At 73.5% G+C, this 11,537-nt stretch carries 13 protein-coding genes; 5 read left to right on the forward strand and 8 right to left on the reverse strand.

The window, feature by feature from the left end:
* The first annotated feature begins 219 nt into the window (after positions 1 to 219).
* From AC0I8G_RS04595 to AC0I8G_RS04610, 4 genes are all read left to right on the forward strand, one after another.
* The gene (locus tag AC0I8G_RS04595; RefSeq protein WP_471728866.1) at positions 220 to 879 is read left to right on the forward strand and encodes a class I SAM-dependent methyltransferase; all 660 of its coding nucleotides are present in this window, start codon (positions 220 to 222) and stop codon (positions 877 to 879) included.
* Between the two features lie 14 nt (positions 880 to 893).
* Positions 894 to 1,376: an SRPBCC family protein gene (locus AC0I8G_RS04600; protein ID WP_471728867.1), complete on the forward strand. Its 483-nt coding sequence runs from the start codon at positions 894 to 896 to the stop codon at positions 1,374 to 1,376.
* Complete coding sequence (locus tag AC0I8G_RS04605) at positions 1,373 to 1,978, forward strand: DJ-1/PfpI family protein (RefSeq protein ID WP_471728868.1); 606 nt, start codon at positions 1,373 to 1,375, stop codon at positions 1,976 to 1,978. The genes AC0I8G_RS04600 and AC0I8G_RS04605 overlap by 4 nt, the downstream gene beginning before the upstream one ends.
* Before the next feature lie 71 nt (positions 1,979 to 2,049).
* Positions 2,050 to 4,194: a RecQ family ATP-dependent DNA helicase gene (locus tag AC0I8G_RS04610; protein ID WP_471728869.1), complete on the forward strand. Its 2,145-nt coding sequence runs from the start codon at positions 2,050 to 2,052 to the stop codon at positions 4,192 to 4,194.
* Positions 4,195 to 4,197: 3 nt separating this feature from the next.
* Here AC0I8G_RS04610 and AC0I8G_RS04615 read toward each other — a convergent pair whose 3' ends face one another.
* Genes AC0I8G_RS04615 through AC0I8G_RS04640 form a run of 6 tightly spaced genes read right to left on the reverse strand, consistent with a single transcriptional unit; the run spans position 4,198 to position 8,286 of the window.
* Positions 4,198 to 4,557 carry an HIT domain-containing protein gene (locus tag AC0I8G_RS04615; protein WP_471728870.1) on the reverse strand — a complete coding sequence of 120 codons (360 nt, stop codon included), beginning with the start codon at positions 4,555 to 4,557 and terminating at the stop codon, positions 4,198 to 4,200.
* Positions 4,558 to 4,576: 19 nt separating this feature from the next.
* Positions 4,577 to 5,002, reverse strand: coding sequence for a hypothetical protein (locus tag AC0I8G_RS04620; RefSeq protein WP_471728871.1), 426 nt, complete (start codon positions 5,000 to 5,002; stop codon positions 4,577 to 4,579).
* A gap of 32 nt (positions 5,003 to 5,034) precedes the next feature.
* Positions 5,035 to 5,544, reverse strand: a complete 510-nt coding sequence (locus AC0I8G_RS04625) for a YcxB family protein (protein ID WP_471728872.1) — start codon at positions 5,542 to 5,544, stop codon at positions 5,035 to 5,037.
* On the reverse strand, positions 5,541 to 6,455 hold the full coding sequence (locus AC0I8G_RS04630; protein ID WP_471728873.1) for an aminoglycoside phosphotransferase family protein: 915 nt from the start codon (positions 6,453 to 6,455) through the stop codon (positions 5,541 to 5,543). The genes AC0I8G_RS04625 and AC0I8G_RS04630 overlap by 4 nt, the downstream gene beginning before the upstream one ends.
* Positions 6,456 to 6,457: 2 nt before the next feature.
* On the reverse strand, positions 6,458 to 7,060 hold the full coding sequence (locus AC0I8G_RS04635) for a class I SAM-dependent DNA methyltransferase (protein WP_471728874.1): 603 nt from the start codon (positions 7,058 to 7,060) through the stop codon (positions 6,458 to 6,460).
* Positions 7,061 to 7,074: 14 nt separating this feature from the next.
* A complete protein-coding gene (locus tag AC0I8G_RS04640) occupies positions 7,075 to 8,286 on the reverse strand; it encodes an MFS transporter (RefSeq protein WP_471728875.1) in 1,212 nt (403 codons plus the stop codon).
* A gap of 97 nt (positions 8,287 to 8,383) precedes the next feature.
* Here AC0I8G_RS04640 and AC0I8G_RS04645 point away from each other — a divergent pair, with 97 nt between their 5' ends.
* Complete coding sequence (locus AC0I8G_RS04645) at positions 8,384 to 9,070, forward strand: type 1 glutamine amidotransferase domain-containing protein (RefSeq protein ID WP_471728876.1); 687 nt, start codon at positions 8,384 to 8,386, stop codon at positions 9,068 to 9,070.
* Between the two features lie 52 nt (positions 9,071 to 9,122).
* On the opposite strand, the gene AC0I8G_RS04650 is transcribed toward AC0I8G_RS04645, so the two are convergent.
* Both AC0I8G_RS04650 and AC0I8G_RS04655 read right to left on the reverse strand, forming a co-directional pair.
* On the reverse strand, positions 9,123 to 10,169 hold the full coding sequence (locus AC0I8G_RS04650) for an SDR family oxidoreductase (RefSeq protein ID WP_471728877.1): 1,047 nt from the start codon (positions 10,167 to 10,169) through the stop codon (positions 9,123 to 9,125).
* Between the two features lie 177 nt (positions 10,170 to 10,346).
* The gene (locus tag AC0I8G_RS04655) at positions 10,347 to 11,423 is read right to left on the reverse strand and encodes a hemerythrin domain-containing protein (protein ID WP_471728878.1); all 1,077 of its coding nucleotides are present in this window, start codon (positions 11,421 to 11,423) and stop codon (positions 10,347 to 10,349) included.
* Positions 11,424 to 11,537: the final 114 nt, after the last annotated feature.

Raw genomic sequence — 11,537 nt, forward strand, 5'->3', positions numbered from 1 at the left:
GCGCTCGGTGACGGCGAGGCGGAGGGGGGCGGCCGCGGCGAACGAGCGCAGGTGCGAGCGACGAACGCCGCGCCCCCGAGGTCGCCGGGGCCGGCCTCGCTGCTGTCCCGCGCGGCCAGCAGCAGCAGCGCGACGGCGGGTCGTCGACCCGTGCTCGGACGCGACTCGCGCTTCGACGGGTGCGGGCGTGCTTGACTGCCTCCTCACGAGGGAGGTCCGGTGCGGGGTTTCGGAGGGATCGTCCTGCGCGGGTGCGACGCATGGATGCGCGAGCACCCCTGGGACCACAACGCCCACCACCACCGCTGGGTCCTGCGCCGTCTGCCCGGGCCGGTGGACCGCGCCCTCGACGTGGGGTGCGGGACGGGCGAGTTCGCCCGTCGGCTCGCGGGCACCGCCCGCCACGTCGACGCCGTCGACCGCGACGCAGGGGTCGTCGCGACGGCCCGCGCACTCACCTCCGGCCTCCCCGTCGACCACCGCGTCCACTACCGCGTCGCGGACCTCGGGGACGCGCCCCTGGAACCCGGTTACGACGTCGTCACCGCCCTCGCCGTGCTGCACCACGTCCCCTTCGAACCCGCGCTGCGCCGGTTGCGCGAACTGCTGGCCCCCGGCGGAACCCTCGTCGTCCTCGGCGTGTACCGGGAGGAGTCCCGCAGCGACGTCGCCCTCAGCCTGCTCGCCGTGCCGGCGAACCTCGTGGTGGGCTGGGTGAAGAACCTGAGGCAGCGTCGAGTGGCGGGTTCCGCCCCGACGGCTCCTGCGGTGTCGACCCTCACGCAGGTGCGGGCTGCGGCCGCTCGTCAGACCCCCGGGGCGGCGATCCGTCGACACCTGTTCTGGCGGTACTCCCTGGTGTTCTCGGCGCCCGCGTGAGGCGGGAGGGCCGGGTGGCCCGGATCGAGGTGGTCACCGTCGTCGAGGCGGAACCCGGCGTCGTCTTCGACCTGGAGCTCGACGTCGACGTGCACGCGGCGTCGCTGGCCGGGAGTTCCGAGACCGCCTCGACGAGTTCCGGTCGACGGGTCCTGGAGCTGGGCGACGACGTGACGTTCTCCGCGCACCACCTCGGGGCGTGGTGGACGATGACGAGCCGGATCACCACCCACGAACGCCCGGGGTTCTTCGTCGACGAACAGGTCGACGGCCCGTTCGCCCGGATGCGGCACGAGCACCTGTTCGTGCGCGTGGGGCCGGGAAGAACCCTGATGCACGACCGGATGGACGTGATACTCCCCTGCGGCGCAGCCGGTTCCGTCGTCGCCCGGGTCGTCCTCGCGCCGTACCTCCGACGGCTCCTGCGGCGGCGGGGTCGCGCGGTCGCGCTCCTCGCGGCGGGTCCCGTCGCGCCGAGCGGCAGACTGGCGCCGTGACCACTGCTGCAGAGACGCGGAACATCGGCATCGTCCTCTTCGACGGTGTCGAGGAACTCGACGCCGTCGGTCCCTGGGAGGTGCTCGCCTTCTGGGCGCGCGGTTTCCCCGACGACGGCTGGTCGGTGAGTTGCCTGTCGCGGACGGGGGAACCCGTGCGGTGCGCGAAGGGCCTGCTCGTGGGGGCGGACCACTCCTTCGCCGGCGCCCCACCCCTGGACGTCCTGCTCCACCCCGGAGGTCGCGGTACCCGCCCCCAGCTCGTCGACCCCGAGCACCTGGACTGGGTCCGCGCGCAGCGCGAGGCCGTCCCGCTGATGACGAGCGTCTGCACGGGGTCGCTGGTCTACGCGGCGGCGGGTCTGCTGCGCGGCCGCCCCGCCACGACGCACTGGGGTTCCCTGGACGTGCTGGCGGAGCTCGACCCGAGCATCGAGGTGCGCCCCGACGACCGCTTCGTCGACGACGGTGACGTGATCACCTCCGCGGGGGTCTCGGCGGGCATCGACATGGCGCTGCACCTGGTGTCGCGGTTGGCCGGGGTCGAGCGGGCGCGCGAGGTGCGGCGCGGGATCCAGTACGACCCGCAGCCGCCGGTCTGAGCCCCGCCCGGTCCCGGGGACCTGTGGACGGCGGTGGGCCCGTGTCGGACGTCGGTGGCAGAGTCCTGCCCATGCCCGCCGCCACCGTCCCCTCCGCGACGACCCTCGACCGCACCGCCCTGCGCGCCGAGGCGGAGCAGGTGCTGCAGCGGCTCGTCGGCAGCCCCGACGCGCGGCTGCGCGAGGACCAGTGGACGGCGATCGAGGCCCTGGTGGCGGACCGTCGCCGCGCGCTCGTCGTGCAGCGCACCGGTTGGGGGAAGTCGGCGGTGTACTTCGTCGCGACGGCGCTGCTGCGCGCCCGCGGGGCCGGTCCGACGGTCATCGTCTCCCCCCTGCTGGCCCTGATGCGCAACCAGATCGCGGCCGCCGAACGGGCCGGGGTGCACGCGGTGACGGTGAACTCCACGAACGGCGAGGACTGGGGCCGGGTCTACGAGGACGTGCGCAACGGGTCGGTCGACGTCCTGCTCGTCTCCCCCGAGCGCCTCAACAACCCCGGGTTCCGCGACGAGGTCCTCCCGCCGCTGGCCGCCACGACGGGCCTGCTCGTCGTGGACGAGGCGCACTGCGTCTCCGACTGGGGCCACGACTTCCGGCCGGACTACCGGCGGATCCGGACGTTGCTGGCGGACCTGCCCGAAGGCATCCCGGTCCTGGCGACGACGGCGACGGCGAACGAGCGCGTGACGGCCGACGTCGCCGAGCAGTTGTCGGTGACGGGGACGCGAACCCTCGAGGACGTCCTGGTCCTGCGGGGCTCCCTCGACCGCGAGTCGCTGCGGCTGGCCGTGGTGTCGATGCCCACGCACGCCCACCGCCTCGCGTGGCTGGTCCAGCACCTGCCGGAACTCCCGGGTTCCGGGATCATCTACGTGCTCACGGTGTCGGCGGCCGCGGACGTCGCGGCGCACCTGCGCGGGCACGGGATCGAGGCCGTGCCCTACACGGGGCAGACGGACCCGGCCGAGCGGTTGCAGGCCGAGGACGACCTGGTGAACGACCGCATCAAGGTGCTGGTCGCGACGAGCGCCCTGGGGATGGGTTTCGACAAGCCGGACCTCGGGTTCGTCGTGCACCTCGGGGCGCCGAGTTCCCCGATCGCCTACTACCAGCAGGTCGGGCGTGCGGGTCGTGGCATCGACAACGCCGAGGTCGTCCTGCTGCCGGGCGCCGAGGACCGCGACATCTGGCGTTACTTCGCCTCCATCGGCTTCCCCGCCGAGGACGACGTGCGGCTCGCGCTGAGCGTCCTCGGTGACGCCGGGGCACCGATGTCCACTCCGGCCCTCGAGGCGCGGGTCACGCTGCGCCGCAACCGGTTGGAGATGATGCTCAAGGTCCTCGACGTGGACGGCGCGGTCAAGCGGGTCCGCGGTGGGTGGCAGGCGACGGGCGCGGAGTGGAACTACGACACCGAGCGCTACGCCCGGGTCGCGCAGACCCGTGAGGTCGAGCAGCAGTCGATGATCGACTACGTCGCCACGACGGGGTGCCGGTTGGAGTTCCTGCGCCGTGCCCTCGACGACCCGGACGCCGCTCCCTGCGGACGCTGCGACAACTGCGGTGGGTTCCAGGTGTCCCGCGACGTCGACGAGAGCGCCGTCACCCGGGCCGGGGCCGACCTCGACCGGCCGGGGGTTCCGCTGGAACCGAAGAAGATGTGGCCCTCGGGCATGAAGACCCTCGACGTCGCCGTGTCGGGGAAGATCGCACCGGCCGAACAGCCCGGCACCGGACGCGCGGTCGCCCGCACGACGGACCTCGGCTGGGGCAACGCCGTCCGCGAGCTCTTCGCCACCGGTGTCCCCGACGGCGAGACCCCCGTCCCGCTGCGGCACGCGGCCGCTGCGGTCCTGGACGACTGGGCCCGCGACCTGGCCCTCGACGGCATCGTGGCGCTGTGTTCGGCGTCGAGGCCCCAGCTCGTGGCTCACCTCGCCGACGGTCTGTCGCGCTACACCGGTCTCCCGGTCCTCGCGACGTTCCGCCTGCTGGACGACTCCCCGACCCGCAGCGACGTGAACTCCGCCCACCGCTTGTCCCAGGTCGCGCGACGGATCGAACTCCCCGACGACGCCCCCGTCGCCGGCAAGCGCGTCCTGCTCGTCGACGACCGCACCCGCAGCGGGTGGACGTTGACGGTCGCCGCCCGGCAGGTGCGTCGTGCGGGCGCGGACGCGGTGTACCCGTTCGTCCTCGGCGACGGCGAGTAGGGGTCAGTCCCGCAGCTGCCGTCCGGAGTGGACGTGCACGTGCAGGTGCTTGGAGTCCTGGTAGGTGCCGAGGTTGGTGAGGACCGCTGCGGCGCCCTCGCGGACCTCCACCTCCCGGGCGATCCGCTGCACGACGCGCAGGAGCGCACGGACCGTCGACTCGTCGGCGGCCGTGACCGTCGCGAAGGACGCGATGTGCCGTTTCGGGACGATCACGACGTGGGTCGGCCAGAACGGTCTCGTGTGGTGGAAGGCGAGGACCTCGTCGTCCTCGTGCACGACCCGGAGGGCCTGCGGGTCCGGCAGGGCGACGTCGCAGTAGAAGTCGCCGCCGGTGTAGTCCGTGCCCGGGCTGGTCGGCACGGGTCCTCCTCGGGGCGGGTCAGTCGGCCGTCGCCCGGACGGCGTCCTCGTACTGCCGCCGGTCGAAGGTGAACGGTCGCAGTTCGCGGTAGTCGGCGTCCAGGAACCCGTGGTGGTAGTCGGACCAGGTGACCGTGTCGTCCTCGACCCGCACGACGGCGGAGAAGGGCCAGCACCCCGCCTCGCCGCAGGTGCAGCCCAGCAGGACGGTCCCCGAGCCCGCGGCGGGTTCCCCGAGGTAGTGCCGGGAGGGCCAGCGGATCCCGGTCCCGGTCAGCCCGGCGTACCAGCCGGCCAGGGAGAGGTCCCCCCGTCGTCGGGCGGCCGGGAGTTCGACCTCGCGCAGCAGGTCCGCGAGGGGAACACCGCTGAGGAAGGGGGCGATCGAGGGGTGCAGACCCGTCGGGAACTGCTCCTCGAGGATCCGGAACTCGATCGTCTCCACCCCCGGACGCTACCTCCGGTGACGGCGATCGGTCAGCGCGTGGGTCCCGACGCACGCTCGGCGACGGTCCGGCGCACGAACTCCACGACCTCCGGGGAGGGGAACGCCCGCCGCGGGACGGCCAGGAACAGCCTGGTACCGAGCTCCAGGACGAGGACGTGCGGTCGCTCCGCGATCCCGCGGACGTCGGCCCAGACGGTGTGCGAGGTCGAGCCGCTCGCGGTCCGCACGTGCACACCGTCCTCGGCCACGACCAGCTCGCGGCGGGCCCGCGCGATGGGCAGTCGCCACGCCCGGCGGGCCGCCAGCCGCCACCCGAACGACCGCCAGGCGAGCAGACCCGCGGCACCGCCGAACCCGACCAGCGCCAGGAACGGCGTCCGCAGCAGGGCGCCTCCGGCGAGCACGAGGACCAGGCCGATGAGCGACACCAGGAAACGACGACCGGCACTGGCCGCGAACGCGGCCCGGAACGCCTCGTCCAGTTCGTGCCGCTCGGGAACCCAGTCGAGGAGGACGGGCAGGACCGGGGAAGAACTCACGGACCCACGGTAGGCGCTCCGGTGGGTCCACCACCGGGCTGCGCCTGCGCGAACTCGGTGAGGAGCCGGCGGCACCGGACCGGGTCCTCGGTCAGACCCGCTCCCAGTGCCCACGCCCAGTACTGCACGGTGCGCGCGACCAGCCAGCGGCGCGCTCGTCCCGGGTCGAGATCACCGGCGGTCACGAAGGCGGCGAACACCTCCGGCAACTCCCCCTCACCGGGGCACCCGTCGACGCTGCGCAGCAGGAACTCCGGGAGGGAGCGTTCCGGGTCTCCCGCCACCGGCCGGGGGTCCACCGCGACGAAACCCCCGCCGGGTCGGTGCAGGACGTTCTCCGGGGTGAGGTCGGCGTGCACGAGAACGGGTTCCCCGTACCCGCGCGCCAGTTCCCCGGCGCACCTCGCGGCCTCGTCCCGCCACACGCCCGGGATCGACTCGTCCGGCGCACCCCGGCACTCCGTCGCGATGGCCCGTGCCTGCCCGGAAGTCGTGGGCAACCCGGGCGGTGGACGGACGGCGAGCCGACGGACGAGCCGGCCCACCACGCGGGCGGCCTCCACCGGCGGCAGGTCGAGCAGTGACCGCGCGGGGTCGAGGCGTTCGAGCAGCAGCGCCCCCCGGTCCTCGTCGGCCGCGACCAGCCGCACCGCACCGTCACCACCCCAGGCCTCGAGGGCCGCCACGACCCCTGGTTCCGGCGGGGCGAGCCGCAGCGCCATCCGTTCCCCACCCCGTCGGACGGGGACGACCACCGCGTGGGCTCCGTGGCGCACCGGTTCCCCGTCCTCGACGGTGAGGTGCCAGCGTTCGCTCACCCCGGACAGCAGGGACGGCAACCCGGACAACCAGCGTGCGCCCGCTCCACCGGCGAACAACGGACTCCCGAGGAGGCCCGCGGCGACGTCCACGGTCAGACCGCCCGCGCGGCGACGACGGCGTGCGGACGCCGCCTGCCCTCCTGGCCCCGCTGCGCCCGCTCCACCTCCTCGAACCCGGCGGCGGCGAGCCGGCGGACGAACTCGTGAACCGGCCACCGGTGGGCGGTGATCACCGTGTGCGCGAACGGTTCGCACACCTCGCCGTCGAAGAACCCGACGACCAGCGAACCTCCCGGCGTCAGCATCCGGCGGAGACCGGCGAGGACCGCGTCGAGGTCGGCGGGGTCGACGTGGATCAACGAGTACCAGGCGAGGACGCCGGCGACCGTTCCGTCGGGCCGGTCGAGTCCGGTCAGCGAACCCACCTCGAACGGAACCCCGGGGTAGGTCGCGCGGGCGTGGGCGATGAACTCCGGCACCAGGTCGATCCCGGTCACGTCAGCACCAGCCGCGTGCAGGTGGGCGGTCAGGTGCCCCGGGCCGCATCCGAGGTCGAGCACCGGCCCGCGGCGACACCCCAGGTGCCGCTCGATCAGCCGGAGGTCGTCGGGGTGCACGACGTCCATGGTTCCCAGGGTCTCGACGTAGCGGTCGGCGAGCGCCGAGTACGCGCGCTGGACGTCGCCGGAGTTCACCGGGCGGAGCCTACTCAGACCTCGGCGCGGTGGCGGGGCCACGCGAGCGAGGTGGACACCAGGCTCAGGACGGCCAGCGCGGCGACGCCCACGAGCACCGCTTCGGGGTTCCAGACCTGCGCGAGGGTCTGGATCACCACGGGGGCCGCGAACCCCACGTAGGTCAGGGCGTAGAACACGGCCGTCGCGACCGCCGCGTGCTGGTCCGGCGCGAGGGCCTGGACCAGTCGGAGCCCGCTGACCAGGAGCAGGCCGTAGGCGGAGCCGAGGACCACCGCCGTGACGACCAGCAAGGCCACCGACCCGGTCGCGACCGTGAGGGTGGCGACCAGCATGCCCACGACCACCGCGAGGACGCCGACCCGGAACGGCGTGGCGGGGGATCGTCGCTCGAGACGTTGCGCCAGCGGCTGGACGAGGATGCCCGCGCCGAGCGTCGTGGCGGCGATCACCCCGCTGCCGACCGCACCGTAGCCACCGAGCGGCACCAGGACGGGGAGCGCCGCCAGGGCCGTGGTCGCGGCCCCGAACACCCACGGTGCGGTGGTGACGATGGCGAACAAGAACAGCCGCCCGCCCAGCACGGTGCGCAGACCGGGTCCGGGGAGCGTGCCGGCGCTCGGTCGGGCGGCCGGCGGTTCCGGCGTTCCGCGCAGTGCCAGCAGGGCCGCTCCGACGAGCACCACGTGGAGCAGGTAGGCCACGGGGCGGGGCGCCGGGGACCACTGGACGACGATCCCCGAGACGAGTGGCCCCAGGGCGAACCCACCGGTGAGCGCGCTCGCGGCCCGGCGGGCACCGGCGGCCCCGGAGCCCGCGTCGTCGGAGAGCCGTCGGATCCAGGCGGTGGCCGGGGCCAGTGCGGCACCGGCGCTGACCCCGACCAGCACCCGGCCGCCGAGGATGCCGGCGAAGTCGTTGCCGGACAGGAGGATCACCAGGGTTCCCGCGGCGGACAGGACGAGTCCGGAACCCAGCACGGCCCGTCGTCCCCACCGGTCGGAGAGTCGGGCCAGCACCAGCAGCGCCGGGATCAGCCCCAGCGCGTAGGCGCCGTACAGCGTGGTCACCTGCACCTGGCTCAGATCGCCCCGGTAGGTCTGGAGCAGGGAGGCGAACATGTTCGCGCCCCAGGCGACGACCAGCGCCCCGAACGCGGGGCGTCGCCAGGCACCCCGCTCGAGCGGCTGGACGGAGGTCGAGGAACCGGGCGTGTCGAGGGTCACGACGACGAGACTAGACGCGACTAGACCGGTCGTCTAGTGTTCCCACCACCGCCGGACCCCCGGCCGTACCGACCAACCCCAGCGAGGCGCACTCCCCATGAAGGTCCTGATCGTCCTAACCTCCCACGACCAGCTCGGCGACACCGGCCGCACGACGGGCTTCTGGCTGGAGGAACTGGCCGCGCCGTACTACGGGCTGAAGGAAGCCGGCGCGGAACTCACGCTCGCCTCCCCCAAGGGCGGCCAGCCCCCGCTGGACCCCAAGAGCAACGAACCGGACTCCCAGACCGAGCTGACCCGCCGCTTCGAGAACGACCCCGAGGCGCTCGCCGCGCTCGCCTCCACCGAGGTCCTGTCCACCGTCGACGCGGCCGACTTCGACGCCGTGTTCTACCCCGGCGGCCACGGACCGCTGTGGGACCTCGCGGAGGACCAGCACTCGATCAGCCTGATCCAGGACTTCCTGCGGGCCGGCAAGCCCACCGCACTGGTCTGCCACGCCCCGGGCGTGCTGCGCCACGTGGTGGACGAGGATGGGACCCCGGTCGTGAAGGGCAAGCGGGTCACCGGTTTCACCAACTCGGAGGAAGAGGGCGTCGGCCTCACCGACGTCGTGCCGTTCCTGGTCGAGGACGAACTCGTCGCCCTCGGTGGCGACTACTCCAAGGGCGCCGACTGGGGCTCCTACGTGCTCGAGGACGGGGTCCTGATCACCGGCCAGAACCCGGGGTCCTCGGCCGCTGCGGCCGACCTGCTGGTGCAGGCGCTGACGCGACGGTCCTGAGGCCGATCCGCTCTGCGGTGCACGGGGACCGCGGTGACGACGCCCTGCGTCGTCAGGTCCGGGCCCTGCCGGCGAACACGCTCTGGGACCGGGGGTTCCGCACGGCCCAACGGGCCGAGGACCACCCGACCAGAGCGGTTCCGGCGCCGACCAACGCCGCCACCGCCGCGGTGCGGTGCTTCTCCAGTTCCAGGTAGTAGCTGCGGCGGTGGTACCAGCGGCCCTGGTGGGTTCCGCGTTCGTGCAGGCCGTACCCGGCGTGGTGCAGAGCACTCGCCTCGTTGTCGCCGGACGGACGCTCGGCGACCTGGGAGCTGTAGCCGTCCGTCCGCATCACCCGGTCGACCAGCCGCGGCGCCGCCCGCGAGAGGAGGACGAGCGCCTTGGACTGTCCCCCGATGAACAGGTCCCACACCGGGTGGGCCGCGGCGTGCAGGACCGCCTCGGCCACGGCCTCCGGCGGGTAGATCATCCCGCGGTGGGCGGGCTGGTGGCCGGTGCCTGCCTGCGCGTGCTCGTTGTACGAGGTGTCGATGCGGCCGGGGTGCAGCAGGGTCACCGACACCGACACCCCCTCGGTCGCCATCTCCACCCGCATCGCCTCGGTGAAACCGTGAACGGCGAACTTCGCGCTGGAGCAGGTGGATTGCAACGACGGAGCCCGGTCGCCGAAGAAGCTGCCGACGTTGACGATGGCCCCCGCGGGTCCGCGGCGGTCGCGGAAGTGCTCGATCGCGGCCCGCGAACCGTGGACGACGCCCCAGCACACGGTGTCGAACATGCGGTGCACGTCCGCGGTGGAGACCTGGTCCACCTGTCCGAAGATCGAGACCCCGGCGTTGTTGACCCAGGTGTCGAAGCGGCCGAACTCCGCGACCGCGGCGGCCGCGATGCGGGCGACGTCGTCCTCCTTCCCCACGTCGGCGACCACGTGCACGGCGCGACCGCCCGCGTCGCGGATCTCCTGCGCCACCTGCGCCAGCGCCTGCTCGTTGCGAGCAGCCAGCACGACGGCGGCGCCACGCCGAGCCGCCGTCCGGGCGGTCACCAGGCCGATGCCGCTGGACGCGCCCGTGATGACGACGACCTGCTCCTCCACGGGGAGCAACTGCAGGGACGTGCTCTCTCCTCACCTCCGGTTTCCCGGCCTCGGCCGGGGTCGTCCCGTTCACCTACCCACCCCGACACCGCTCACTCCTGACCGGGACGGGTTTCACCACCACTCCGGTGTCCTCGTCGTGCACGCGACCTCGTGCGGCGGCGGACCCAGCGGGCGTCAGTCACCCCGGGCGGGGTGCTGGGTTCGCGCGCGCAGCCGGTCGACGACGACCGAGGTGACGAGCCCGTACACGCTCTTGTGCAGGGTGTCCACGGCCAGCAGCCGAGCCGGCCAGGCCAGCGGAGAACGCTCGACCCCCGTGGCGGTCTCAAGGACGTGGTCGAAGCCGACACGCACACCGACCGACGTGAGGATCCCGGGAACTCCCCGGAGCCCGGCCCGGCCCGCGAGCCCGGCGGCCACCCCCAGGAACACCCCGGTCCCCCAGTGCATGGCCAGGTTCCAGCCGACGCTGTCGTGCGGTTCGTGGCGGCCGAGCAGGCGCCGGAGGGTGTGCCCGGGCACGAAGGAGTTCGGCCGCCCGGTCAGGGCCTGCTCCAGCTTCTCGCCGCCCGTCATCACCGCCGTTCCGACCAGACCGGCCAGAGCTCCCTGACCCGCGGCACGGCGAGCGGTGCCGATCGGTGCCCGGTGGTCGACGACGTCCTTCACCCGGTCGGACACCGCCAACCCGACCCCGGCGACGACGTTGCCCGGTGGGTGACGGGACACCTTCGGGTGGGGACGGGTGGGCGAACCACGTCGGGCCGCCTCCCACGCGGCGCCGATGACCCGCAACTCCTCGGGGCCGGCCACCTGTTGCAGCCGGGGCAGCAGGTCGTCCTCCTCGCCGTGGGCGTCGTGGCGGATCACCTCGAAGACGCGGCGGACCTCGTCGTCGTACCCGGGTGAGCGCGGGTCGGCGCGCTGCAGGTCCTTCAGCAGGTCGTTGACCTGCTGGTGGTCGGCCTCGATGTGGGCGGTCAGCTCGTCCCGGTCACCGGGCAGGTGCCTGCGGTAGGCGGGGAACAGCACCGTCTCCTCGGCGAAGGCGTGCCGCAGGGCACGCTCCGCCAACTCGGCAACGACGCGTCCTCTGGCGTCGACGTCGGGTTCCGCGGCGTAGGCCGCCATCAGAGCGTCGAGTTCTGCGTGGTCCGCGCTCTGCCGCGACAGGATGCTGCCCGGGCCACCGCGTTCTCCTTCGCTCTGGTCGGCGACGGACGTCAGGCCGTTGCGGCGTGGGTTCGTCATGTCCTGGTGCTACCCACCGGACAGCAGCGCACACCGTGGATCCCGAGATGCGCGTCGGCGCGCGGCGCGTCACCGTGGTCGAACCGTCCAACCCAGCGGCGCGACCTCCTCGAC

Source organism: Kineococcus sp. AC630 (genome assembly GCF_979255925.1).

Bases quoted from the DNA above. Each gene is read 5' to 3' on its own strand.
- AC0I8G_RS04645 (WP_471728876.1), top strand. From the start codon at position 8,384: ATGAAGGTCCTGATCGTCCTAACCTCCCACGACCAGCTCGGCGACACC.
- AC0I8G_RS04610 (WP_471728869.1), top strand. From the start codon at position 2,050: ATGCCCGCCGCCACCGTCCCCTCCGCGACGACCCTCGACCGCACCGCC.
- AC0I8G_RS04655 (WP_471728878.1), bottom strand. From the start codon at position 11,423: ATGACGAACCCACGCCGCAACGGCCTGACGTCCGTCGCCGACCAGAGC.